This window comes from Buttiauxella gaviniae (assembly GCF_040786275.1).
Lineage (GTDB): Bacteria > Pseudomonadota > Gammaproteobacteria > Enterobacterales > Enterobacteriaceae > Buttiauxella > Buttiauxella gaviniae_A.
On sequence record NZ_JBFMVT010000002.1, the window covers coordinates 45,727 to 71,146 of the forward strand.

At 51.2% G+C, this 25,420-nt stretch carries 26 protein-coding genes; 15 read left to right on the forward strand and 11 right to left on the reverse strand.

What is annotated here, in order from left to right; translation table 11 throughout:
• Positions 1–237: 237 nt before the first annotated feature.
• The gene (locus AB1E22_RS00855; RefSeq protein WP_367593634.1) at positions 238–393 is read left to right on the forward strand and encodes a hypothetical protein; all 156 of its coding nucleotides are present in this window, start codon (positions 238–240) and stop codon (positions 391–393) included.
• Between the two features lie 83 nt (positions 394–476).
• Positions 477–1,400: a LysR family transcriptional regulator gene (locus tag AB1E22_RS00860; protein WP_367593635.1), complete on the forward strand. Its 924-nt coding sequence runs from the start codon at positions 477–479 to the stop codon at positions 1,398–1,400.
• A 9-nt stretch (positions 1,401–1,409) separates the two neighbouring features.
• On the opposite strand, the gene AB1E22_RS00865 is transcribed toward AB1E22_RS00860, so the two are convergent.
• From AB1E22_RS00865 to AB1E22_RS00875, 3 genes are all read right to left on the reverse strand, one after another.
• Positions 1,410–2,510: an MFS transporter gene (locus AB1E22_RS00865; protein WP_367593636.1), complete on the reverse strand. Its 1,101-nt coding sequence runs from the start codon at positions 2,508–2,510 to the stop codon at positions 1,410–1,412.
• Between the two features lie 370 nt (positions 2,511–2,880).
• Positions 2,881–3,111 carry a hypothetical protein gene (locus AB1E22_RS00870; protein WP_367593637.1) on the reverse strand — a complete coding sequence of 77 codons (231 nt, stop codon included), beginning with the start codon at positions 3,109–3,111 and terminating at the stop codon, positions 2,881–2,883.
• A gap of 267 nt (positions 3,112–3,378) precedes the next feature.
• Complete coding sequence (locus AB1E22_RS00875; RefSeq protein ID WP_367593638.1) at positions 3,379–4,137, reverse strand: DUF481 domain-containing protein; 759 nt, start codon at positions 4,135–4,137, stop codon at positions 3,379–3,381.
• A 446-nt stretch (positions 4,138–4,583) separates the two neighbouring features.
• Here AB1E22_RS00875 and ghoS point away from each other — a divergent pair, with 446 nt between their 5' ends.
• Positions 4,584–4,874, forward strand: a complete 291-nt coding sequence (gene ghoS / locus AB1E22_RS00880; protein WP_367593639.1) for a type V toxin-antitoxin system endoribonuclease antitoxin GhoS — start codon at positions 4,584–4,586, stop codon at positions 4,872–4,874.
• A gap of 104 nt (positions 4,875–4,978) precedes the next feature.
• Positions 4,979–5,839 carry a fructosamine kinase family protein gene (locus AB1E22_RS00885; RefSeq protein ID WP_367593640.1) on the forward strand — a complete coding sequence of 287 codons (861 nt, stop codon included), beginning with the start codon at positions 4,979–4,981 and terminating at the stop codon, positions 5,837–5,839.
• Between the two features lie 34 nt (positions 5,840–5,873).
• Here AB1E22_RS00885 and AB1E22_RS00890 read toward each other — a convergent pair whose 3' ends face one another.
• Positions 5,874–6,410 carry a YniB family protein gene (locus AB1E22_RS00890; protein WP_367593641.1) on the reverse strand — a complete coding sequence of 179 codons (537 nt, stop codon included), beginning with the start codon at positions 6,408–6,410 and terminating at the stop codon, positions 5,874–5,876.
• A 193-nt stretch (positions 6,411–6,603) separates the two neighbouring features.
• On the opposite strand from AB1E22_RS00890, the gene hxpB reads away from it, so the two are divergent.
• The 5 genes from hxpB (at position 6,604) to AB1E22_RS00915 (ending at position 11,236) form a co-directional block, all read left to right on the forward strand.
• Positions 6,604–7,272 (forward strand): hexitol phosphatase HxpB, encoded by a 669-nt coding sequence (gene hxpB, locus AB1E22_RS00895; RefSeq protein ID WP_367593642.1) that lies wholly within the window; start codon positions 6,604–6,606, stop codon positions 7,270–7,272.
• 153 nt (positions 7,273–7,425) lie between these two features.
• Positions 7,426–8,187 carry a 2-dehydro-3-deoxy-D-gluconate 5-dehydrogenase KduD gene (kduD, locus tag AB1E22_RS00900; RefSeq protein ID WP_367593643.1) on the forward strand — a complete coding sequence of 254 codons (762 nt, stop codon included), beginning with the start codon at positions 7,426–7,428 and terminating at the stop codon, positions 8,185–8,187.
• A gap of 113 nt (positions 8,188–8,300) precedes the next feature.
• Positions 8,301–8,891: a metal-dependent hydrolase gene (locus AB1E22_RS00905; RefSeq protein WP_367593644.1), complete on the forward strand. Its 591-nt coding sequence runs from the start codon at positions 8,301–8,303 to the stop codon at positions 8,889–8,891.
• Positions 8,892–9,024: 133 nt separating this feature from the next.
• On the forward strand, positions 9,025–10,416 hold the full coding sequence (locus AB1E22_RS00910; RefSeq protein WP_367593645.1) for an L-cystine transporter: 1,392 nt from the start codon (positions 9,025–9,027) through the stop codon (positions 10,414–10,416).
• 166 nt (positions 10,417–10,582) lie between these two features.
• Positions 10,583–11,236, forward strand: a complete 654-nt coding sequence (locus AB1E22_RS00915; RefSeq protein WP_437178402.1) for a tetratricopeptide repeat protein — start codon at positions 10,583–10,585, stop codon at positions 11,234–11,236.
• A gap of 51 nt (positions 11,237–11,287) precedes the next feature.
• Here the strand turns inward: AB1E22_RS00915 and cedA are convergent, their stop codons facing one another.
• Positions 11,288–11,524 carry a cell division activator CedA gene (cedA, locus tag AB1E22_RS00920; protein WP_367593647.1) on the reverse strand — a complete coding sequence of 79 codons (237 nt, stop codon included), beginning with the start codon at positions 11,522–11,524 and terminating at the stop codon, positions 11,288–11,290.
• A gap of 156 nt (positions 11,525–11,680) precedes the next feature.
• On the opposite strand from cedA, the gene katE reads away from it, so the two are divergent.
• Entirely contained in the window at positions 11,681–13,939 is a 2,259-nt protein-coding gene (katE, locus tag AB1E22_RS00925; RefSeq protein ID WP_367593648.1) for a catalase HPII, read from the forward strand.
• Positions 13,940–13,989: 50 nt separating this feature from the next.
• Here katE and osmE read toward each other — a convergent pair whose 3' ends face one another.
• Entirely contained in the window at positions 13,990–14,331 is a 342-nt protein-coding gene (osmE, locus tag AB1E22_RS00930; protein ID WP_367593649.1) for an osmotically-inducible lipoprotein OsmE, read from the reverse strand.
• Positions 14,332–14,595: 264 nt separating this feature from the next.
• Between osmE and nadE the strand changes: the two genes are divergently transcribed.
• Both nadE and yddG read left to right on the forward strand, forming a co-directional pair.
• Positions 14,596–15,423, forward strand: a complete 828-nt coding sequence (nadE, locus tag AB1E22_RS00935) for an ammonia-dependent NAD(+) synthetase (protein ID WP_367593650.1) — start codon at positions 14,596–14,598, stop codon at positions 15,421–15,423.
• 118 nt (positions 15,424–15,541) lie between these two features.
• A complete protein-coding gene (gene yddG / locus AB1E22_RS00940) occupies positions 15,542–16,432 on the forward strand; it encodes an aromatic amino acid DMT transporter YddG (protein WP_367593651.1) in 891 nt (296 codons plus the stop codon).
• A 4-nt stretch (positions 16,433–16,436) separates the two neighbouring features.
• On the opposite strand, the gene hutU is transcribed toward yddG, so the two are convergent.
• A complete protein-coding gene (gene hutU / locus AB1E22_RS00945; protein ID WP_367593652.1) occupies positions 16,437–18,122 on the reverse strand; it encodes a urocanate hydratase in 1,686 nt (561 codons plus the stop codon).
• Between the two features lie 17 nt (positions 18,123–18,139).
• A complete protein-coding gene (gene hutH / locus AB1E22_RS00950) occupies positions 18,140–19,684 on the reverse strand; it encodes a histidine ammonia-lyase (protein ID WP_367593653.1) in 1,545 nt (514 codons plus the stop codon).
• A gap of 156 nt (positions 19,685–19,840) precedes the next feature.
• Between hutH and hutC the strand changes: the two genes are divergently transcribed.
• On the forward strand, positions 19,841–20,593 hold the full coding sequence (gene hutC / locus AB1E22_RS00955; protein ID WP_367593654.1) for a histidine utilization repressor: 753 nt from the start codon (positions 19,841–19,843) through the stop codon (positions 20,591–20,593).
• On the opposite strand, the gene ves is transcribed toward hutC, so the two are convergent.
• Both ves and AB1E22_RS00965 read right to left on the reverse strand, forming a co-directional pair.
• Entirely contained in the window at positions 20,588–21,133 is a 546-nt protein-coding gene (gene ves / locus AB1E22_RS00960; RefSeq protein WP_367593655.1) for an environmental stress-induced protein Ves, read from the reverse strand. The genes hutC and ves overlap by 6 nt on opposite strands.
• A complete protein-coding gene (locus tag AB1E22_RS00965; protein WP_367593656.1) occupies positions 21,133–22,497 on the reverse strand; it encodes a formimidoylglutamate deiminase in 1,365 nt (454 codons plus the stop codon). The genes ves and AB1E22_RS00965 overlap by 1 nt, the downstream gene beginning before the upstream one ends.
• Before the next feature lie 144 nt (positions 22,498–22,641).
• On the opposite strand from AB1E22_RS00965, the gene hutI reads away from it, so the two are divergent.
• Positions 22,642–23,871 (forward strand): imidazolonepropionase, encoded by a 1,230-nt coding sequence (hutI, locus tag AB1E22_RS00970; protein ID WP_367593657.1) that lies wholly within the window; start codon positions 22,642–22,644, stop codon positions 23,869–23,871.
• Positions 23,855–24,652, forward strand: coding sequence for an N-formylglutamate deformylase (gene hutG, locus AB1E22_RS00975; RefSeq protein WP_367593658.1), 798 nt, complete (start codon positions 23,855–23,857; stop codon positions 24,650–24,652). The genes hutI and hutG overlap by 17 nt, the downstream gene beginning before the upstream one ends.
• 104 nt (positions 24,653–24,756) lie before the next feature.
• Here hutG and spy read toward each other — a convergent pair whose 3' ends face one another.
• A complete protein-coding gene (gene spy / locus AB1E22_RS00980) occupies positions 24,757–25,239 on the reverse strand; it encodes an ATP-independent periplasmic protein-refolding chaperone Spy (protein ID WP_367593659.1) in 483 nt (160 codons plus the stop codon).
• Positions 25,240–25,420: the final 181 nt, after the last annotated feature.

Here is a 25,420-nt window from a genome sequence, read left to right on the forward strand (position 1 = left end):
GTACACAAATGAAGTTTCACAACGCTTCAATATTCACTTGATGCCGCCGATGGTAACATTAAAAAAACGGGGAATACATAAATGTGGTCATTTAGACCGTTATCAGAAAAGTCTATCGTGGAAATTTACCCCCACTCTTCTCATTTGATAGCCATTAGTTGATGTGACATACCCCCCTAAGAATGGTAACTTCACCCTCATTATTAGCATTGTTATTGAAACTATCAGGAAACGTGAATGGACCTTTTTGATGAGTCTTATGAGCAGCATAAGCAATCTGTAGGTAATCAGGAAGCACACTGGAATGCTTGGCTTGCGCGTCATCCGTTGGTGCTTGTCGCTGTAGCTGCAGTTACCATCTGTATTATTTTGTTGGCCATGTATTTATCGTAACGCCCCCTTTCTTTGAGATTTAACCCACCGGCACGGATCGCCTTTATCGACTTTTCCATCACTAAGGTAGCACTGAGGTTGATATGGCCTGGAATATGAACGATCTGTCTGTTTTTGTCGCCGTGATAAGCAATAAAAGCATTACGGCTGCGGCCAATAAACTCGGAATACAAAAATCAACTATCAGTCGCTCACTTGAAAGGTTAGAAAGTCATCTTCATGTCAGATTAATTGAAAGAAATAACCGAAACATTCGCCCAACATCAGACGGCCAGCGCCTATATGAAGAGTTATTACCCACATTAGATAAGCTGGATAGTATTTATCGCGAATTTATGGGTGGCGGAGCGAGTGGAAATATCAACATTTCAACAACAATAGCATTTTCCCGGGAAATTATTTCCCCTGCACTTTTTAACTTCACTGATGAAAATCCAAATATCACCTTAAATATAAAATCAACAACCGGGTATATGGATTTTTATCATGACAATATCGATATTGCCATTAAATTAGGTGCCTCTTCGCCTTCTGACTGCTATGCCAAAAAGTTGTTCACCGTCCAACTATGCTGGTATTGCTCACCAGCCTATCTGGAAAAACATCCTGAAGTGGCTGATGCCTCTTATTCTGAATTAACCAGGCACATTCGATTTGTTCACTCCCAGGAAAATTACCCTGATAAATTCAAACTTAAAGAGTCCGATGCCGCCCTTGATTTAAATACTTTACCCGGCGTAAACGTTTTAGAAGATGTGCTTATGATCAGAGATGCCATTATTAGCGGTAGCGGTGTCGGGTTATTGCCTGATGTTTATTGTAATACCCACGTGAGTAAAGGCCGTCTAATTAAAATAGCCCCACAACTGTTGGTATCGCCTCATGTAGACGTGCTTGCTATTTACCCGGGTAACTCTCGTTTATCGTCTAAGCTCGCGTTAGTATTATCATTTTTAGAAAAAGCCGTTGCCGCCTATCTGGCCCATTCTAGTGGAGAAACCAAATAATAATATCAATCAGTCACCATGAGATTGGTTGGTTTTTATCCAGCTGACATAAATCCCAGCCAAAATTCCTGTAGCCGCGATAAATATAAAAAAGCCCTGCTGGATATTGACAGAAACTAATTTGAGCATAGGCGCGCTCAACGCCTGGCCTAAAAAATAGGCCATCACAAACCCACTCAATAATCCCGGGCGATGTCTGGCGGGGCTGATATCAATCACCATATGAGTAAGCGTAGGTAACAGTAAACCAAAACCTATTCCAGCACACAGTAATGTTCCCATTAACCAAAACGTTGGTGTTACAACGGCGAAGGGCATGATTGCCAGGCTTAGAAAAATGAAGCAGATAACCAACAATCTTGTTTGTCCAAATCGATGTTTAAGCCGCTGATAAAACCCTGCGCACGTTGCCGAGATAAGGCTCATTAATGCCATAAGAATACCGATATTTCCTGCACTCAGCCCAAAGTTTGTGCTTAGGTCAAACGGAATATGGATAAGCACCAGGTAATAAATGAACATGCCCAACCCACCAAGAAAATACAAAGGCATCACCGAGCGTAACAGGCCATAATTAAACTTTTCACAGATGGGATGTTTAGGCAAAGACTTAACTGAAAACAAGGCTAAAAAGAATACCGGAAGCGATAATAAATAAAGACTAAAAGGTAGTCGCCATGAGACCTGCGCCAGAGCTCCGCTGGCAAGAACAAAGATTACCCCTCCAAGATTAACCGCTATTGATTGTTGCGCGACAAAGCGTGTGCGCCTCTCTCCCTGAAAGAGCGAACCAATCAAATGATTGATAAGCGTCATACAAATTGCAATTGCTACACCGAGCAGTAAACGTCCCACCCAAAGTACTGCCAGGGAATGGCTCCAAAGTCCGCAACTTCCTGCTGATGCGTAAAGCAATAATCCCGATAACAGAACTCGTCGCTCGCCATAGCGCTGAATTAAGCGATTAACAAAAGGAGAAAAAAGCACCACTGCGACCGCCGGTAAACTCATTAACAATGAAACACCGAACGATGATTTAAATACCTGCCCAAGAGTTGCTAAAGAAGGGGCGATCGCAGCATTTGCCATTACCAACAAACTACTGCCCATCAGTAAGCATGCCCTTAATATATTCAAACTGTTAGATGTAGACAGGTTTTTGGCCGGATGTTGAAAAGTGGAAGGAGAGTTCATTTTATCCGTAATAAGTAAATTAACTGTCTTATTACTATCTCTTTTTCTATCTTATTTTTATAGTCGCATATCGGCAACGCAGTGTTGCGTAATTCATTCATCTTATTTCTTGCCGATTTAAATCCTCGCAAAATGGCTATCTGATATTTAAGTGGCAAATTTTAGATATAAAAAAACCGGGCATCATGCTCCGGTTTTTATTTCATGCTATACCCGTCATGCTTCAAGTTGCATGTGCGTTGGCTTTCCTGCAACTCGAATTATTTTGGGTAAGCATGAACAATTATTACGACCAATCACCTGCCACCAACGTATGCACATTAAAGGCGTCATCCATTGATTGACCGGTGGACTGCGCGCCAGGCTGGATATTAGAGCCGGCTTCAATGTCGCTCGCATGCCAGGTGGCCGTTGGTGCAGTTTGTGTTGTAGTGGTCGATGCAGGAACTGCTGCAAATGCGCCAAATGAAAGCACGGAAAGTGCAACGGCGACAGTGGCATATTTAATAGATTTCATAATCATTTTTCTCTTATTTAGTGGGCCAGCAAGTTTTTTGCTTGCTACCAAACAAGAGTAGATCCAGATCACACTTTTCACAAGGCTGTTTATTTATCAAATTGTGCAGAATATACAGGAATTATGACGAAACGGCAAATTAAGGAGAGATTGTGAAGAAAGTTAACTTAAATTCATTTTATTTAAAATAAAACTCTGGACCAAAATAATAATAGCACGCATTGATAAAATAAAACAATAAAGCCGGGAATAACCCGGCTTCACTCATTACATCTTATAACCCAGCGTCACAGCGGTACGTCTGTCGGTGTGTTCTGGCGCTGAATCTGGCGGATTCGAGTTCCAGGTGACGTTATAGCCAACACGCAAACCAAAGTGCTCATTGATTGCCACTTCCAGTGCAGTCTCAGAGTTTACCGTTGTGTCATCACTACCCAAGACGGAAACACCCTGGATAAATTTGGCATTATCGGTCAACTGCCAATTATAGATACCGGATGCATAACCTAATGGCTGAGTCTTGTGACCGCCATCGGCGTACTCGTCATAACGAACACCAGGACCAAATTCCACACGCAGGCTGTGTACCGGACCATTCAAGAACTGGCGACCGTAACCCGCAGTGAGCACATCCCTTGCCTGATAACCGTTGTAGCGGTCAGTTAACCAGCTCGCCTGACCAAACAGGTAATCGTTGTCAGTCACGTTATAACGGCTACGACCCCCTACAGAATAAGTCTCAGAAGATCGCTCATTGTTTGAGGATGTGTTGTTTGCATTGCCCCACAGTGACCAGGCAGTAGAGGTTTGATACCAGGTCATATTGGAGTTCGCGGTCAGCGATGAGCTCGTGCTGTTGCCTGATTGCGCAAGATAGCCCGCATTCAGATTTCCTTCGAACGGTTTCTTCGCGGTCGAAGGGTCATCCATGACAGTGAAAACCGAATTATCTGCAATTGCAAAGTGACTCAATAGCGCACTTCCGGTCAGCAAAATTGCAGCCGGTACTGTCTTAACAAAATTCATTTAGTTATCCGCACAACATAAAAAGAAACCATCAAGGTTCCGGAATCTTTTCTCTGAATCAAATATTTATGAGCCAAGAAAGGTTACAAATTATAAAAAAGCCAGAATAACATAGCAATGAATTCTTCTTTCATTTTTTGAATAAGAGAGCTCTTAAAACGTCTTTATTTTCATAAACATAGTTCATCGTTGACTTTTACAAATCATTTGATAAATCAGGGTGTTAATTGACGTTCCTTCCCATGAATCAGTGCTACGCTTTATGCCGAAGCCAAATTAAGGAGGATATATGGCCCTGATTTTCTCACGGACACGGGTTTCGACTCTGGGCACCAGTATTCATTTATCCTCAAGCCCCCTGGCTCACAGCTTGTCGCTTCGGCAAAAGTCGCCATTTCTGGCAGAGCAGCTATGCTAAAACCTTCGGGATAACAATGAGGTGAACCATGAGTAGCGGAGACATTGAGCGCTATGTAGTGACATTAAAATTCCATGAACACAATCTGACAGATCTGAATGAGCTTAATAACCATCTGACACGCGGCGGTTTTTTACTCACTCTCTCCGATGATGACGGGAAAGTTCATGAACTTGGTATCAACACTTATGGATTGATAAGCCCTCTCAGCCAGACGGAGGTTGAAGAGTTAGCGCGCGGCCTTGGCAAACTGGCGCTGGGCGTCGAACCTGAAGTTTTGGTCACCACCTGGGATGAGTGGCTGCAACAGGGCCAATAGCCCTGTTTTGAAAATCCTGACCGGGGATGTGCGTTAGTTCGAAGTTTGACCCGGTGAAGAGCTGATAAGCTAATGATCGACCAGACAACCTGGGGAGAAGCATCATGTGGCAAGCCGTTAGTCGTCTGTTAAGTGAACAACTCGGCGCAGCAGAAATAGAACAACGCACAGAATTACCCGGCGGAGAAATCCATGCCGCCTGGCGCATTCACTATGCCGGTCACGAGATTTTTGTCAAAAGCGATGCGCGGGAGTTGTTACCCATTTTTACTGCCGAAGCCGATCAGCTTGAGTTACTCTCCCGCAGTAACACCGTACGAGTTCCCAAAGTCTGGGCCGTGGGTACTGACCGTGATTACAGTTTCCTGCTGCTGGAATATCTACCAGCGAAACCGCTCGATGCCCATAATGCCTTTTTGCTAGGGCAGCAGCTCGCTCGTTTACACCAATGGAGTGACCAGCCGCAGTTTGGGCTCGATTTTGATAACGATCTCTCTACCACACCACAGCCCAACGCCTGGCAGCGACGCTGGTCGACCTTTTTTGCGGAGCAACGCATCGGCTGGCAGTTAGAGCTCGCCGCTGAAAAAGGAATACAGTTTGGCGATATCGATCCTATCGTCGAATTTGTTCACCAGGCACTTGCCTCCCACCAGCCGCAGCCGTCATTACTGCATGGCGACTTGTGGTCGGGAAACTGTGCGATGGGGGCTGACGGGCCGTTTATCTATGATCCGGCCTGTTACTGGGGCGATAGAGAGTGCGATCTGGCGATGCTCCCTCTGCATCCGGATCAGCCACCGCAAATTTATGACGGCTACCAATCCGTTTCTCCTCTTCCCGCCGATTTCCTCGAACGCCAGCCCATCTATCAGCTTTATACCTTGTTTAACCGGGCGATTTTGTTTGGCGGCCAGCATTTAGTGGTCGCGCAAAAAGCCCTCGACAGAGTGCTGGCAGCTTAAAAGCCTCGCCACTCCCTTCAGGAGTGGCGTTTTTCTAGATGAAGCCCAATAAAGAAAAGAAGAAATAGCCGAGGACAATAATGATGACGGGTAAGATGTAGAGCGGGAAAATTTGCAGGAAAATAGTATGTCGCGGAACGACGATTTTTGCATCAATCTGGGCTTTCGTTAACCCTTCAGGGCCCTTGGCCTGCTCCAGAATCAACTGGTCCTGCACGCCTTCCCGAAGAAATTTCGCCTGGCGGCTCATGCGCGCGCCGGATGCCTGTAATGCAAGGCCAATAAAAATCAGCGCAAGGATTATCCAGAACAGGACGTTAGCCTGTTGGTGGAACTCCGGCTGCGGCGAGTTGTACCAGAAGAAATTTAAAAACGGCGTGTTAAAACGCATCATCTCAATCATCACATGCGCAAAATCAAGCATCACAGCGTTAATGCCTGCCTGTTTTTCGCTATGTTGATACATAAACTTCAAAATCGAAATCAGTGTCGAAATCACCGCCGGGATAAAAATTACCCAGCCAGCCACACGTTTGAGTACGGCAATGCGTCCAGCTTGTTGATACGTCATTCGTTCCCCTTGGTTAAGACGTAACTTGCACGCACAAAGTTTACCCTGTCCGGGGTAATTTCGCCTGAGCTTTACGGGCGATTTTCACAAAGCAGTGGCATGATGTGGTATTTCCAGCTATTGATAAGGGATCTTATCTCAATGCAATTCCCCTACGCGAAGCGTTGCGGGGCTAACTGACAGGAGTCGATAAATGGCTGTAACGCGCCAGATTTTAGCTGCGATTTTTGATATGGACGGTTTACTGGTTGATTCTGAACCATTATGGGATGAGGCCGAACTGGAGGTCATGGAAAGCATTGGTGTGGATATCTCCCGCCGTGACGAACTTCCAGACACTCTCGGTCTGCGTATCGATCTGGTTGTGGATCTATGGTTTGCCCATCAGCCATGGAATGGCCCGTCACGTGAAGAAGTGACCCACCGCATCATTACCCGCGCCATTACATTAGTTGAAGAGAAGCGCCCTCTTCTTCCCGGCGTACGTGAAGCCGTGGCTTTGTGTAAAGCACAAGGTCTGAAGGTGGGCCTGGCTTCAGCTTCTCCTCTGCATATGCTGGAGCGTGTGCTGGAAATGTTTGACCTACGTTCTCAGTTTGATGCGATTGCGTCAGCAGAACACCTGCCGTACAGCAAACCGCATCCGCAAGTCTATCTTGATGCCGCCGCTAAACTGGGCGTCGACCCTCTGGCCTGTGTGACGCTTGAGGACTCGGTGAATGGCATGATTGCCACCAAAGCGGCACGCATGCGCTCGATCGTCGTGCCTGCGGAAGAAAATCGTAGCGATGAACGCTGGATCCTGGCGAATGTAAAACTACCTTCGCTGGTTGAATTACGCGCCGAACATCTGATTGGCTAAATTTTGAGATGCGGGATCCCCCGCATCTTTCTCAAAATCATACCTGCGTCAAAATTATTAAAACGCCATTTCATATTCATTTGAATTTATTCCTCCCCCTATCTACTCTTAATCCACACGCGCAATAGCGCTTTTCCGGATATCGGGGTAACTATGATTCTCAATGCTTTTAATCTGCAAGGCAAAGTCGCCATTGTCACAGGATGTGATACGGGCTTGGGCCAGGGAATGGCGATCGGTCTTGCCGAAGCCGGGTGTGACATCGTCAGCGTTAGCCGAAAAGTCCCTCACGAAACGGCGCAAAAAGTACAGGATCTGGGCCGCCGCTTTATCGCAATTCAGGCCGATTTAAGCCAGCAAGACGCGATACCCGATATCATTGAGCAAGCCGTCGCCGGTATGGGAAAAATAGATATTCTGGTGAATAACGCCGGAACCATTCGCCGTGAAGATGCTCTGGAATTTAGCGAGAAAAACTGGGACGACGTGATGAATCTGAACATTAAATCGGTGTTCTTTCTCTCTCAGGCGGTGGCAAAACAGTTCATCAAGCAGGGAAACGGCGGCAAAATCATTAATATCGCCTCCATGCTCTCATTCCAGGGCGGGATCCGCGTCCCTTCTTATACCGCATCGAAAAGTGCCGTGCTCGGCGTTACGCGGCTGCTGGCAAACGAATGGGCGCAATACAATATCAATGTGAATGCCATCGCCCCGGGGTATATGGCCACGAACAATACGCAGCAACTGCGCGATGACGAAGCCAGAAGCCAGGAAATTCTCGACCGTATCCCTGCCGGTCGCTGGGGCGTTCCTTCCGATCTGCAAGGCCCGATTGTTTTCCTCGCCTCAAGCGCTTCGGATTATGTTAACGGCTACACCATTGCCGTCGACGGAGGGTGGCTAGCCCGCTAAACATGCCGCCGCCGAACAATCGGCGGTAGCAAAATGTTACGCCGTCACCTCTTCCGTCTACTGTATAAAATCCCTATACTGTATGAATCGACAGTTTTCATCCAGGTAGTATCATGACGGCGGAAGGCCATCTTCTTTTTTCTATAGCCTGCGCAGTATTCGCAAAAAACGCCGAACTCACGCCTGTGCTCGCCCAGGGAGACTGGTGGCACATTGTGCCTTCGGCCATTCTCACCTGCTTGCTGCCCGATATTGATCATCCCAAGTCATTTTTGGGGCAGCGTTTGCCCTGGATTGCAAAACCCATTGCGCGAGCCTGCGGCCATCGCGGTTTTACCCATAGCTTGTTTGCCGTCTTTGCAAGCCTTGCATTGTTCTACCTGAAAGTTCCGGAAACCTGGCTCATTCCTGCGGATGCGCTGCAAGGTATGGTGCTCGGTTATTTAAGCCACATTCTCGCCGATATGCTGACTCCTGCCGGCGTGCCGCTGCTCTGGCCGTGCCGCTGGCGTTTCCGCTTCCCCATCGTCAGACCACAAAAAGGCAACCAACTTGAGCGGGCTATATGTATGGCATTGTTTGGCCTTGCGGTGTGGATGCCGCAAAGTTTGCCCGATAACAGTGCAGTACGATGGTCATCCCATGTGATAATTTCCATGCAAATGACCTTTAATAGCCTTTTAAATAACCACCTGGAACGATAATTAAACGAAATCATTCAAAATGTAATAAACAATTCTTTTTGAATATAAGCGTCGTTATTCGCTTCTGGTACGATTTACAGAATAAAGATGGCAATCAGTCCATCTATCAATAATCCACTCAGGAGAAACGGGGATGAATTTTCCACTTATAGCGAACGTTATCGTGTTCGTTATTCTGCTGCTATTGCTGGCGCAAACTCGCCACAAGCAGTGGAGTCTGGCTAAAAAAGTACTGCTCGGTTTGGTTATCGGCGTCGTGTTTGGCCTTGCGCTGCACACTATCTATGGTGAAGACAGCCCGGTCCTCAAACAATCAATCCAATGGTTTAACGTCGTCGGTAACGGCTATGTACAACTGTTGCAGATGATCGTCATGCCTTTAGTGTTCGCCTCTATTTTGAGCGCGGTTGCACGCCTGCATAATGCCTCTTCATTAGGTAAAATCAGCGTTCTGACTATCGGGACGCTGCTATTTACCACGTTAATTTCTGCGCTTGTCGGTGTGCTGGTCACCAACCTGTTTGGTTTGACAGCGGAAGGTCTGGTTCAAGGTACCGCAGAAACGGCCCGTCTGAGCGCAATCGAAACCACTTACGTGGGTAAAGTTGCTGACCTGAGCGTTCCGCAATTGATTTTGTCCTTCGTGCCGAAAAACCCGTTTGCTGACCTGACCGGGGCTAACCCGACGTCAATCATTAGCGTCGTAATTTTCGCCGCCTTCCTGGGTGTTGCTGCCCTGAAATTGCTCAAAGACGACGCGCCGAAAGGCGAGCGTGTACTGGTTGCCATTGATACTCTGCAAAGCTGGGTGATGAAACTGGTGCGTCTGGTGATGCAACTGACGCCATACGGCGTGCTTGCCCTGATGACCAAAGTAGTTGCCGGTTCAAACCTGCAAGACATCATCAAACTCGGTAGCTTCGTGGTAGCGTCTTACCTGGGTCTGGCGATTATGTTCGGCGTACACGCGGTACTGCTGGCCGTTAACGGCGTCAGCCCGCTGAAATACTTCCGTAAAGTTTGGCCGGTACTGACATTCGCGTTCACCAGCCGCTCCAGTGCAGCAAGTATTCCATTGAACGTGGAAGCACAAACTCGCCGTCTGGGTGTGCCTGAATCTATCGCAAGCTTTGCGGCCTCCTTCGGGGCAACAATTGGCCAGAACGGCTGTGCGGGTCTGTACCCTGCTATGCTTGCCGTGATGGTTGCGCCAACCGTTGGTATTAACCCGCTTGATCCGGTATGGATTGCTACGCTTGTCGGTATCGTAACCGTAAGCTCCGCAGGTGTTGCAGGTGTCGGCGGCGGGGCAACATTCGCCGCGCTGATTGTTCTGCCAGCCATGGGCCTGCCGGTAACGCTGGTGGCCCTGCTGATTTCCGTTGAGCCGTTGATCGATATGGGTCGTACCGCTCTGAACGTCAGCGGGTCTATGACCGCCGGGACTATCACCAGCCAACTGATGAAACAGACCGATAAAGAATTACTGAACAGTGATGAAGAAGCTGAACTGGCGCATCGTTAACCAGTAGCAAAACAACTGTAGAATCTGCGACAATACAACGGCTCCTGTGAAAGGAGCCGTTTTTTTATCTATAACTTAGAGCCCCCGCATAGGGAGCCATAACTCTAGCGCCTTCTACGGACCCCTTTCCTCTATGAAACGACTCTGTATCCTGTTCTTCATTTGCATGTCTACGGCATGGGCAGAAATGCCTGACAACCCTTATCTGAAGCATGCGCAAGCCGGTGACAGCCGCGCCCAATTTTATCTGGCGGACACCCTATTCAGCGCAGGCGAATATCAGCAAGCAGAAAGCTGGGCGGCAAAATCGGCGGCTCAGGGCGATGCGGATGCTCTGGCGTTACTCGCGCAGCTAAAAATTCATAACCCCGCCACAGCGGATTTTAAGCAGGCTCAACCGCTAGCGGAGCAGGCCGTACAGCGCGGTAGCCTGGCAGGGAAAGTAACGCTTGCGCGTATTCTCGTTAACACTCAGGCGGCTAAAACGGATTACCCTGCCGCCATCAAGCTGCTGGAAAGTGCCTCGCAAGATATTGAAAGTGATTCAGCCGTCGACGCACAGATGTTCTTAGGTTTGCTTTACGCAAGCGGCGTCGGTGTTCCGCAAGACGATGAAAAAGCGACATTCTGGTTTAAGCGCAGCTCGGTGATTTCCCGTTCAGGTTATGCAGAATACTGGGCTGGAATGCTCTTTTTAAACGGAGAGAAAGGTTTTATCGCTGTCAATAAACAACGGGCGTTGCAGTGGCTGAACCTGAGCTGCACCGAAGGCAATGATACGGGATGTGAAGTGTTTGAACAGATCAGCAACGGCGGGTAAATCCACCGTTATTCGGAAACCAGGTTTCGCGTAGAAACCTCATCCCAGCCCTTAAATCTCATTCTCATGTCTAACCTGCGTCGCCCAGCGCTGTGCCGATTCCGGCAAGGTAAAAGGCGGCGACTGGCGAAATGCATCCCCCACCAGCACAAAAGCCACATAGCGATTGCGTAGCATCCACACATCTTTAAATCCTTCTACTCGCCATGCATGGGCTGGCGGCGCAGGTTCAACACGCGGTCGATACGTAATAACGGGACGAGTATTTGGTTGGCGCAACGGTTTCATAGGCTATGGAATCAAAACTAAATAGATGAACAACTTCACTATGATAGCGGAGAATGCCCCTCCTCGTCTCGCGTTGAGATGACCTTGTTCTATAGTTAAAGCTGTTTTGGCTCTTCAAAGCATCGTTATAACAAGACAAGAACAGGAGATGAGTTAATGTCGAAGCACGATAAACACCCGTTAAATCATAGTGCACCCATACACGACGCCGATGAATCCAGACCCGGTATGGACTCGCTGGCCCCAGAAGATGGATCTCACAAACCCACCACCGATCCTAGCCCACCGGGAGCTCAGCCTACCGCACCAGGCAGTTTTAAAAGCCCGGACACCTCTAACGAAAAACTAAAATCGCTTGATGTGCATCGTAAAGATGGGGAAAACTTCCCGCTCACCACCAATCAGGGCGTACGCATCGCCGACGATCAGAACTCATTGCGCGCGGGAACGCGTGGGCCTACGCTGCTTGAAGATTTTATCCTGCGGGAAAAAATCACCCATTTTGACCATGAGCGTATTCCCGAGCGTATCGTTCATGCGCGCGGTTCCGCGGCACACGGCTACTTCCAGCCCTACAAAAATATGGCGGACGTAACCAAAGCCGATTTCCTTTCTGACCCGGATAAAATCACCCCTGTTTTTGTCCGCTTTTCTACGGTACAAGGCGGCGCGGGTTCAGCCGATACCGTGCGTGATATTCGCGGATTTGCCACCAAGTTTTATACCGAAGAAGGTATTTTCGATTTAGTGGGCAATAACACCCCGGTATTTTTCATTCAGGACGCGCATAAATTTCCGGATTTCGTCCACGCCGTAAAACCCGAGCCACACTGGGCTATTCCGCAAGGTGGCAGCGCCCACGATACTTTCTGGGATTATGTCTCCCTGCAACCCGAAACGCTGCACAACGTCATCTGGGCGATGTCTGACCGTGGCCTGCCGCGCAGCTATCGCACCATGGAAGGTTTCGGCATCCATACTTTCCGTATGATCAATGCCGAAGGCAAAGCCACATTCGTTCGCTTCCACTGGAAACCTACGGCGGGTAAAGCCTCCCTGGTTTGGGACGAGTCACAAAAACTGACCGGGCGCGATCCCGATTTCCACCGCCGCGATCTTTGGGAATCTATTGAAGCAGGTGATTTCCCGGAATATGAACTGGGCCTGCAATTAATTCCTGAAGAAGATGAGTTTAAATACGACTTCGATTTGCTTGATCCGACCAAATTAATTCCGGAAGAGCTGGTCCCTGTTCATCTTGTTGGCAAAATGACGCTCAACCGTAATCCGGATAACTTTTTCGCGGAAAACGAACAGGCGGCGTTCCATCCCGGCCACATCGTTCCCGGCCTGGATTTCAGTAATGACCCGCTATTGCAGGGGCGTTTGTTCTCCTACACCGATACACAAATTAGCCGCCTCGGCGGCCCGAACTTCCATGAAATCCCGATTAACCGCCCTGTGTGCCCGTATCACAATTTCCAGCGTGACGGCATGCACCGCATGGATATCGACAGCAATCCAGCCAATTACGAACCAAACTCCATCAACGATAACTGGCCGCGCGAAACGCCTCCAGGCCCGAAACGCGGCGGCTTTGAAAGTTATCAGGAACGCGTCGAAGGGCATAAAGTTCGTGAGCGCAGCCCGTCGTTCGGGGAATACTATTCTCAGCCTCGTCTGTTCTGGCAAAGCCAGACGCCTGTCGAGCAGCAGCATATTATCAACGCGTTTAGCTTTGAGTTATCGAAGGTTGCAAGGCCTTATATCCGTGAAAGAGTGTTAGATCATCTGACCCATATTGATATTTCTCTCGCCCAACCGGTCGCGGAAAATCTGGGTATTGAGCTGTCCGATGAGCAGATGCACGTCGCACCACCAAAAGACGTGAACGGCCTGAAGAAAGATCCGAGTCTGAGTTTGTACGCAGTGCCGAGCGGCACAGTGAAAGGCCGTGTAGTGGCGATTTTACTCAATGAAACCACCAATGCTGCAGATGTCTTAGCCACCATGAAGGCATTAAAAGCGCAAGGCGTGCATACCAAACTACTCTTCTCGCGGATGGGCGAAATTAGCGCAGATGATGGTTCCCTGCTGCCTATCGCGGCCACCTTCACCGGTTCCCCGTCGGTGACGGTGGATGCGGTGATTGTGCCGGGGGGCGATTTGAAATCCATTCTGAATAACGGCGATGCGGCCTACTATCTGCTGGAGGCGTATAAGCATCTGAAAGTCATTGGCCTTGCCGGAGATGCGCGCCAGTTTAAAGCGAAACTGGGCATTGATGCCCAGGGAGAAGAAGGTGTCGTTGAAGGTGACACTGTCACTGCCAAATTCACCAGTGAATTCCTTAAACTTCTTGCCGCCCATCGGGTCTGGGCGCGCGACAGTAAAATCGCTCACCTGCCCGCGTAGCAAATAAAAAAGCCGTCACAAACGTGACGGCTTTTTTACTGAAGAGGGAATTACTTCTGTTTGGTCTGCGGATCGGTATCGTATTCCGCACAGGTCTGATAACCCGAATTCATAACATGACCGGTGTCATCAAGCGCTACGAAGTAAGTTTCGGTTTTGCCATCACGCTGGCCAAGAATATAAGTCTGGCAAGTACCACGTGCGTGAATCATTGTGACTTCAGAAGACGGTTTACCAGCCACCTGCTGGACTTGCTCACGGCTCATCCCTTTTTTCACATCTTTCACAACCGGCGTCGCCACCTGATCTTTGGTGCGGTCATAAGCGGTACAACCTGCAAGCATTGTCATAACTGCCGCAGCACTTAACATTCCCACTAATTTCTTGTTCATATTATATCCTCATTTTTCAGGGTATTGCTCATGCGTGTCAGGTAAGCCTGGAATACAAAACCGCATTTTTCAACTAATCGGACTAAATGAACGCATTTTAGGATTATTAGACAAAACACCAGGTTAGCTCTCAATCGTTCTAATTCGCGCCAAATGGTTCCAACGTAGCAGCATGAGTCTTGTCGTTTTAACCACAAACGGGTAGCTTTAACAAAAGATGACTTTGGCTGCCTGCGCGCAGGCATACCGTAACCGGAGGGTTAGATGGCACTGCAACAAGAAATCATTCAGGCGTTAGGGGTTAAACCGCAGGTCGATCCGCAACAAGAAATCCGTGTCAGCGTCGATTTCCTGAAGTCCTACCTGAAAAAATATTCCTTTATTAAGTCTCTGGTATTGGGTATCAGCGGCGGCCAGGACTCAACCCTGACCGGGAAACTGTGCCAGCTCGCCATCAACGAAATTCGCGAAGAAACCGGTGACGAAAGCTATCAATTTATCGCGGTACGTTTGCCGTTTGGCGTGCAGGCCGACGAGCAAGACTGCCAGGACGCCATCGCGTTTATCCAGCCCGACCGCGTTCTAACAGTGAATATCAAAGGCGCTGTGCTGGCCAGCGAACAGGCGCTGCGCGAAGCGGGCATTGAACTGAGCGATTTTATTCGCGGCAATGAAAAAGCGCGCGAACGTATGAAAGCCCAGTACAGCATCGCGGGCATGACCAAAGGCGTCGTTGTGGGTACGGATCACGGTGCCGAAGCGGTGACCGGTTTCTTCACCAAATACGGCGACGGCGGCACCGACATCAACCCGATTTTCCGTCTGAATAAACGCCAGGGGAAAGCACTGCTTAAAACCCTGGGCTGCCCTGAACATCTTTACCAGAAAGCGCCAACTGCGGATCTCGAAGACGATCGCCCTTCTCTGCCGGATGAAGCCGCCCTTGGCGTCACTTACGAGCAGATCGATGATTATCTGGAAGGTAAAACGCTGGACGAAGCCACCAGCAAAATCATCGAAGGCTGGTATCTGAAAACCGAACACAAACGTCGCCCGCCGATCACCGTGTTTGATGACTTCTGGAAAAAGTAAGCTGTTTTACCTGTGAAGCGGCGGATGGCGCAAGCTTATCCGCCCTACGTTAACGGTTATTCAATTCTTCCACGCAGGTCGGGTAAGCGCATCGCCACCCGACACATTTCGAGATCGCATGAACAGTGCTACCCAACGCGCCACCGTTTTCGGCCTCCTCGCCATTCTTCTCTGGAGCACGTCGGTTGGTTTACTGCGCAGTATTAGCGAACACTTTGGCCCGGTGGGCGGTGCAGCACTGATTTACACTGTCAGCGCGGTTTGCCTCTGTCTGGCGCGTGGTTTACCCAAAATCCGTGAAATCCCGCCCCGCTATTTGTGGATGGGTGGCGCATTGTTTGTCACCTACGAAATCAGCCTTGCGCTGGCAATCGGGCTTGCCCATAGCCGCGCTCAGTCGCTGGAACTGGGCATGATCAACTATTTGTGGCCCAGCCTGACGATTCTCCTGGCGCTGTTTATCAACCAACAACGCAGTAATTTATGGCTCTGGCCGGGGCTGGCACTTTCTCTGGCGGGAATTATTCAGGTGATGAAAGGCGATGGAGCATGGTCGCCATTGCAGATGTGGCACAACATTCTCGATAATCCGCTGGCGTACGGCCTGGCTTTTGCCGCCGCGCTAATCTGGGCGCTGTACTGCAATATTACGCGCCGCTGGAGCGAAGGCAAAAATGGCGTCTCGCTGTTTTTCTGCGCCACCGCCCTCGTGCTGTGGGCCAAGTTCACCTTCGTCAACGAAGCACCGATGCACTTTACGTGGCCTTCGTCGCTGCAACTGCTGTTTATGGGTATTTCAACGGCGGTCGCTTATTCGGCCTGGAATCATGGCATCCAGCGTGGAAATATGACGTTGCTGGCGACAGCCTCGTATTTTACCCCGGTACTTTCCGCGTTAATCGCCAGTTTATGGTTAGGACTACATCCCGGTTGGGCATTCTGGCAGGGTGTTGCGATGGTGGTTGGCGGGTCGCTTTTGTGTTGGCTGGCAACCCGCCGTTATGGCTAACGTATTATTCCACCATAGGAAGGTTTAAATCGTGCTGATGAGCGCATTCCACCGCGCGCTCATAACCCGCATCGGCGTGGCGCATCACGCCCGTTGCCGGGTCATTCCACAGCACTCGCCCTAATCGCACCGCGGCTTCTGGCGTGCCGTCTGCAACAATCACCACGCCCGCATGCTGCGAGAACCCCATCCCCACGCCGCCGCCGTGATGCAGACTCACCCACGTTGCGCCCCCTGCGGTATTTAACAGCGCGTTCAGTAACGGCCAGTCGGAAACCGCGTCTGAACCGTCTTTCATCGCCTCGGTTTCACGATTTGGCGAGGCCACTGAACCGCAGTCCAGATGGTCGCGGCCAATCACCACCGGCGCTTTCAGCTCGCCGTTGCGCACCATTTCGTTAAACGCTAACCCGGCGAGATGGCGTTCCCCCAGCCCTAACCAGCAAATACGCGCGGGTAAGCCCTGGAAGGCTATTCGCTCTTGCGCCATATCCAGCCAGCGGTGCAAATTTTGGTTATCCGGGAACAACGCTTTAAGTTTCGCATCCGTTTTAGCAATATCTTCCGGATCGCCAGAAAGCGCCACCCAGCGGAACGGCCCTTTGCCTTCGCAGAACAGCGGGCGAATATACGCCGGAACAAAGCCCGGGAAATCAAAGGCATTCTTAACACCTTCATCAAACGCTACCTGGCGAATATTGTTCCCATAATCCACGGTCGGGACGCCCATTTCCCAAAAATCAAGCATCGCCTGAACGTGAACAGCCATTGACGCACGAGCCGCTTTCTCAACCACTTTGGGCTGTGAGCTTCGCTCGCTCTGCCAGCGTTCAACCGTCCAACCCTGGGGTAAATAACCGTTGACCGGATCGTGCGCCGAGGTTTGATCGGTCACAATATCGGGCCTGATGCCGCCCGCTTTGGCACGTTTTACCAGTTCTGGCAGCAATTCAGCCGCGTTCCCCAGCAGTCCTACGGAAATAGCCTTTTTCTCCACGTTTGCCTGCTCAATCATCGCCAGGGCTTCATCAAGATTTGTCGCTTTATAATCGAGATAACGGGTGCGCAAGCGGAAATCAATGCGCGACTCCTGGCACTCAATGGTTAATACCGAAGCCCCTGCCAGCACACCGGCCAGTGGCTGTGCGCCACCCATTCCCCCCAGGCCTGCGGTCAAAATCCACTTGCCGCGCAAATCGCCGCCATAGTGCTGGCGCCCCGCTTCAGCAAAGGTTTCAAATGTCCCCTGCACGATGCCCTGCGCACCGATGTAAATCCATGAGCCCGCCGTCATTTGGCCGTACATCATCAAGCCGGCTTTATCGAGCTCATGGAAATGATCCCAGGTTGCCCAGTGCGGCACCAGGTTAGAGTTGGCGATCAATACGCGCGGCGCATCCGCATGCGTGCGGAAAATCCCGACGGGTTTACCTGATTGCACCAGCAGGGTTTCGTCGGCTTTAAGGTTCCGCAACGACGTGAGGATCTGCTCAAAACAGTCCCAGTTACGCGCGGCTTTGCCGATCCCGCCGTACACCACCAGATCTTCCGGGCGCTCCGCAACATCTGGATCAAGGTTATTTTGGATCATGCGATAAGCGGCTTCGATCAGCCAGTTTTCGCAATGCAGTGTGCTGCCATGTGGCGCGCGTACCGTGCGGGCTACCGCCTGTTTTACAGATTCAGTCATTGTGCTGGCTCCCGGCATCAGGCCGCTGTAGAAGGAAAGAGTTGAGTAATCACCGCAGGTAATTCGCCGCTGGCACCCCACTGGCGCATGCTTTCAATATCAGGGGCTAACAGGCGGTCTTTATCGAGGAAAGCGACACGCTCGCGAATAGCGCTAAAGACCTGCTCCATTAATGCCGAACTGCGCAGCGGGCGCGAAAATTCTATACCCTGAGCTGCGGCCATCGCTTCTATTCCTACGACGGCGGCGGTGTTAAAGCACATATCGCCGAGGCGGCGCGCGGCATAGGTTGCCATCGAAACGTGATCTTCCTGGTTTGCCGAGGTGGGTAAACTGTCCACGCTGCCAGGATGCGCCAGGGATTTATTTTCAGAGGCCAGTGCGGCGGCAGTGACCTGGGCAATCATAAACCCGGAGTTAATCCCGCCCTCTTTCACCAGGAACGGCGGCAGGCCAGAAAGCCCGGTGTCCAGCAGCAATGCCAGGCGGCGCTCGGAAATCGCACCGATTTCGGCCACCGCCAGGGCGATAATATCGGCGGCAAACGCCACCGGTTCGGCATGGAAATTACCGCCGGAAATCACTTCGCCGGTTTCGCTAAACACCAGTGGATTATCGGACGCGGCGTTGGCTTCGATTTGCAGCACGCGAGCGGCATGGCGCAGGTTATCCAGGCATGCGCCCATCACCTGCGGCACACAACGAATGGAATACGGATCCTGCACACGCCCGCAGTGCTGATGGGAGTCGACAATTTCGCTATCCGCCAGCAGCGCTCTGACCGCCACCGCAACGTCAATTTGCCCTGTTTGCCCACGTGCTTCATGAATGCGCGCATCAAACGGTTTCACCGAGCCTTTAATCGCCTCAAGAGACAGCGCCCCTGCAACCAACCCGGCACCAAAAACTTTTTCACCTTCAAACAAACCACGCAGCGCCAGCGCCGTAGAAACCTGAGTGCCGTTTAACAGGGCCAACCCTTCTTTTGGGCCCAACACCAATGGCTCTACACCCGCGATTTTTAACCCGTCAACGGCGGGAATTTCCTCGCCGTTAAGGCGCACATTGCCTTCACCCAGCAGCATCAACGAAAGATGCGCCAGCGGGGCGAGATCGCCCGACGCGCCAACCGATCCTTTTTCCGGAATCACTGGCATTACGCCCGCATTAAACAGACGCAGCAAACTCTCGATAACGCTCATACGGACGCCGGAATGCCCGCGCGCAAGACTGATAATTTTGCTCGCCATCACCAGGCGTACCACGTCATCCGGCAGCGGCTTTCCAAGCCCTACGCTATGGGAAAGCACCAGATTGCGCTGCAATTCCGCCAGATGGTCCTTGGCAATGGTGGTTTGCGCCAGTTTGCCAAACCCCGTATTAATGCCGTAAACCACATCCCCATGGTTGACGATAGCTTCCACGGTTTGTTGGGATTTCACGACCGCATCAATGGCCTGGGGATCAAGACTTAGCGTCACGCTTCCATGATAAATTTCACGCAGCGTGGCGAGCGTTACGCGCCCCGGAGTAAGAGAGCAAAGCTTTTTTTGCAGCGACATAGTGACATCCTGATGGCATCAATTCGTATGAACGTATAGAGTTGTATAGACAACCTATCTAATAAACCCAAATGGCCGCCAGCAGGTCATAGGAAATTTTTATTGAACAGTGAGCCGGATCGCGCTTTCGCTGCAAAATGAAATATGGAGTAGCCCATGACTGACGCTCTGACCCAGCTTCGCGCCGCCATCAGTGATTTACCCGCACCAATTTATCTGCGGGTTAAGCAGGGAATCATCAGCCAGATACGCAGCGGTAACTGGCTTGCCCACCAGCGGGTGCCGTCAGAAACAGAACTAGTGAATGCGCTTAATGTCAGCCGAATGACCATTAACCGTGCGCTACGGGAACTGACCGGAGAGGGCTGGCTGGTGCGGATGCAAGGCGTCGGGACATTCGTGGCGGAGCAAAAAGGCCATACGGCGATGCTGGAAGTGGGCAGTATTGCCGAGGAAATTACCGCGCGCGGTCATCATTATCGCAACCAGATCATCGCCCTTGAGCAAGTAAAAGCGGATGAACACCTGGCGCATGCGTTTTCGATTAACGTCGGTGACGCACTGTTTTACTCGCAACTGGTTCATTACGATAACGATATGGCGGTACAACTGGAAACACGCTATGTGAACCCGTCGCTGGCGACGGACTATCTGCGGCAAGACTTCCGCCTGTTCACGCCGCACCACTATCTCAGCGAAGTTGCGCCGCTGACCTCAGGGGAACACATCGTTGAAGCGGTGCTGGCGGATGAAACACAGCAAGGGCTGCTGGAAGTGACCGCCAGCCAGCCTTGCCTGTTGATTTCCCGCCGGACCTGGCACCATTCGCAGGTGGTAACGGTCGCCCGGCTGTTATATCCGGGCTCGCGTTATCAGTTGGTCGGCAGTTTTAATGGCAAAAATTTATAGGTAGGTGATTTCGCTAAACAACACCTTCCCTTCAGATTTCAATAACCGCAGAGTGTGGCGGCCATCTTGCCACCACGCGCCCTGCTCTGGCGTCAGCAGTTTGTCACCCAGTTGCCACGCGCCGCTCAGGACATAAACAATGCCGCCGCGAGGCGCAAACGTGGTAAAAGTGCGATCCGCCACACGCACTTTGGCGCGGCAACGATCGCGGTGCGTCATGATATTAAAATCCATCGACATACCCTGTTTCAGCTCGGCTTTCACCGTGTAATCACCGGCAAAGGCAAAGGGCTGAAAGTGTTTGAGGGTATGCCGAAACGCCTTTCCGGCATCCAGAACCACTTCACCTCCTTCGAGCAAGGTGATGACGCGGTCAACCTGAGGGAAAGCCGAGAACTCGCCACTGCTGGCGATGGAGGCGATACTGGCACGCCAGTTGAAATCCCGCGTTGCGGGCGGAAAGCAGCAAATCTCTCGGGTTTCTCCGGCCCCGTTACGCCATAAGCTGACGGGCACTTTCCGTATATCAAAAAATTCCATCACCACTCCTGAAGGGTGCGCATCACCTGCGCAAACTGTGCATCACTTTGTTCATCAAGCGGGTGCTGCCTGTCAGTTATCACCTGTTTTCCGGCAACCCACACGTCTCTAATTTGTTCGCTCTTTCCACCAAATAACCAGCGGTTGATAAGCGCGTAATCTTCAATATGTGCCAACCAGGGATCGGCTTCCAGCACCAGCCAGTCGGCGCGCTGCCCAAGGGCTATCATTCCCATCGTCACGCCGCAGGCCTGCGCCCCGCCCGCCGCCGCCTGCCGCCAGAGTACTTCCCCAACCTGCGGCAATTCCGGCAGCACAATGCGGTTGCGACGTTTATCACGCAGGCGCTGCGCGTACTCAAGCCAGCGTAATTCTTCGAGCGCGCTGACTGAAACATGGCTGTCAGAGCCAATACCCCAGTGCCCGCCCTGCGCGATAAAATGCGTCGCCGGGAAAATACCATCGCCTAGATTTGCCTCGGTCGTCGGGCATAATCCCGCCACCGCGCGGCTTTCGACAATTTGGGTCAACTCTTCAGCCGACAAATGCGTGGCGTGAACCAGGCACCAGCGATCGTCCACGGCAAAGCGGTTATATAACCACTCCACCGGGCGTTCGCCGCTCCAGGCTACGCAGTCGTTAACCTCTTTTTCCTGCTCGGCAATATGGATATGTACCGGTAAGCGGTAATCACTCGCCTCCAGCACGTCTTCCATTTGCTCCTGCGTCACCGCTCGTAAGGAGTGGAAACACAGGCCATGATTTATGCGCGGATAGCGGCGCAACGCGCTCGCCAGGGCTTGCTGCTGACGCAGGTAACGGTCGACATCCTGAATAAATCTTTTTTGCCCGGCCTGCGGCGTCTGTGCCCCAAAGCCCGCATGGCTGTAGAGCACCGGCAACAACGTTTGCCCTATTCCGCTGTTATCGGCAGCCATCACCAATTGCTGTAGCATCAAATCACCTGACGCATACGGTTTTCCGTTAACGTCATGATGTAAATAATGAAATTCAGCGACCTGGGTGTAGCCGCCTTTGAGCATATCGATATACAAACGGGTCGCGATGGCACCTACTTGCTCCGGGGATAATTTTTGCACCATGCGATACATCACATCGCGCCACGTCCAGAAGCTGTCTTGCGGATCGCCTGCGACCTCAGTTAGGCCCGCCATCACCCGCTGAAACGCATGAGAATGTAAGTTCGGGATTGAAGGAATCACAATGCCGGAAAGCAGCGTCGCATTCTCAGCACTTGCGCCAGCCTCAATATGAGTGATCGTCCCGTGCTCATTGACGGTAATACGCACATTGTGTCCCCAACCCTGCGGGAGCATCACAACGGGAGCAAAAAATGCTGGCATAGATTTGATTCCTTCTTTTGCGGTGCCAATGATTTAGCGATTAATGAGGAGTAACGCAAACCTAATTTCAATCCAGGTTGATGGAAAGTGTATGCTGCGCTAGCTTGTAGTCAATTGTCTATACAACCTGATGTGGAGAATGTCATGACTTATCCTCGCAGCATCGACAGCCTGTGGAGCGGCGCAACGCTTGTCACGATGAAGGAAGGCCAGTACCACCTGATTGACGAGGGCGTTATTGCGGTGCATCAGGGGAAAATCGTCTGGATTGGCCCGCGCGATGAACTGCCCGATATTAGCGCCCGTGCGCACCATCATTTTGACGGCGGCATCGTTACGCCGGGCTTTATCGATTGCCATACTCATCTGGTTTTTGGTGGCGATCGTAGCGCCGAATTTGAGATGCGTTTGAATGGGGTAAGTTATGCGGAGATTGCCGCCCAGGGCGGTGGAATTCTCTCAACCGTTCGCCACACGCGAGAAGCCCACGAGGATAATCTGCTCCATTCCGCCCGCCTCCGCCTTGAGCATTTATTGAAAGAGGGCGTGACGACGGTGGAAATCAAATCCGGTTACGGGCTGGATATCGAAAACGAAATCAAAATGCTGCGCGTGATTCGTAAACTCGCAGAAATTATGCCGGTGGACGTCTTCGCCACCTGTCTTGCGGCACACGCCATTCCCCCGGAATTTAGCGGCAATGGTGACAAATGGGTGGATGTAGTCTGCGAACAGTTATTGCCGCGCGTCGCGCAAGAAAAACTTGCCGATGCGGTGGATGCGTTTTGCGAGCACCTCGCTTTCAGCCCTGCACAAACTGAAAAAGTTTTTGCCGCCGCACGCGATTTGGGTTTGCCGGTAAAACTCCATGCCGAACAACTCTCCCCCCTGGGGGGCAGCAGCCTTGCCGCTCGTTTCCAGGCTCTGTCTGCCGACCATCTCGAATACGCTACGGATGCCGATGCGCAAGCGATGGCGGCGGAGAATACCGTCGCCGTTCTGCTCCCCGGCGCGTTTTACCTGTTACGTGAAAAACAGCAGCCTCCGGTGGCAGCATTGCGTAAACATGGCGTGCCGATGGCGGTGGCAAGCGATTCAAACCCCGGAACGTCGCCCGCGCTCTCGCTGCGTTTGATGCTGAATATGGCGTGTACATTGTTTGGCTTAACGCCGGAAGAAGCGCTCGCGGGGGTGACGTTACACGCGGCGCAGGCCCTCGGTATCCGCGAAAGCCACGGCAGCCTCGAATGCGGAAAAGTTGCCAACTTTGTGCACTGGCCCGTGGCGCGTCCGGCAGAACTGGTCTATTGGTTAGGGGGGCAATTGCCCTGCACTGTTATTTATCAGGGAGAGAAACGTGACAACACCTTTTGATTTCAGCCGCGGTAAATTGCCATTACTGGTCAGTATCCCTCATGCAGGTACGGCGCTGACGCCGGAAGTGGAATCAGCGCTAAGCGATGCTGCAAAGCCGCTGCCGGATACCGACTGGCATATCCCCAAACTGTATGATTTTGTTGATGCCCTGAGTGCCAGCGTGATAGTCGGGAACTATTCGCGCATGGTTATCGATTTAAACCGCCCCGCAGATGACAAACCGCTTTATACCACGGCGACCACCGGGCTTTATCCGGAAACGTTATTTGATGGCAGGCCGGTTTTTGTGGCGGGTAAAGAACCCAGCCCGGAACAGCGCAAAGCCGCGCTGGACAACATCTGGCAGCCCTACCATCAGCAATTGCAAAGCGAACTGGAAAGACTGAAAGCGGAGCACGGTTACGCGTTGCTGTTTGATGCGCATTCCATCGCCAGCCATATTCCGCGCCTGTTTGATGGCAAATTGCCGGATCTTAATTTCGGCACCAACAGCGGTAAAAGCTGTGATGAATTAATTGAAGAGCATCTGGTCGCGTGCGCCGCTTCGCAAAAGCACTTTAGCTGGGTGGCGAACGGGCGTTTTAAAGGCGGCTATATTACCCGCGCCTACGGCCAACCGGCCCAAGGTGTTCACGCGGTTCAACTGGAACTGGCGCAGTGCAATTATATGGATGAAGAGCCGCCGTTCGCCTGGCGTGCCGAACGGGCAGCACAGTTGCAACCGCTTCTCGAGCAGTTGATTCGTTCGATGTTAAGTAGCGCCCAGCAGATTGCATAGTTTCCTGCTGCTGGCGCCACCCTACAAAAAAGAAAACCGCCGGTCCTGTCCACAGCGATATCGCTATTATGGACAGGACCGGCGGTCTTGAGTCAGTCGATCGGTTATTCCTGATCAGCAGGCATTTTACCTTCATGTTGAGGACGTTCTGTCAGACGCTTCTCAAAATTGGCATTAAATTGTTTTTTCTGCTCAGGCGTCAGAATGTTGTAGATCTTATTCTGCGTTTCCATATGCGCCATCATGCGCGCTTTATTCTGCTCGGCCATTTTATCGACCTGAGCCTGCGCCTTGGCTTTATCGAAGCTGTCGCTGGCGATGATGCTATGCGCCGCACGACGCTCTTCTACGGAAGGACGTTCCATTTTACCGCGCTGGTCTTTCATGATGTCGCGCACCTGCTGTTTCTGCGCATCAGTCAGGTTCAGGTCTTTAAACATCATATCGTGATGACCGCCGCGCATACCTTTGTGGTGCATCGTTTGTGCATCGGTTTTTGCAGCCGTAGTGGTGTCAGCTGCATGCGCCAGGTTCGCCGCGCCCAGAGCCAGAGTTGAAGCAACAAAGAGAGCTGTTAATTTACGCATATTATTATCCTTCATCATAATTTGGATTTTTCTGCGACGAGTGTGCCGCGTTGACGAAATTAAGTTTACGGGGTTGTGCGTCAAGTAATAGCCAACCCAGGTAAAGCATTGAAAGGGTAAAAAACAAAATTGCAGCAATTATGAAGAGAATAAGGATAAAGCGTAGAGAAATTGAAACAGA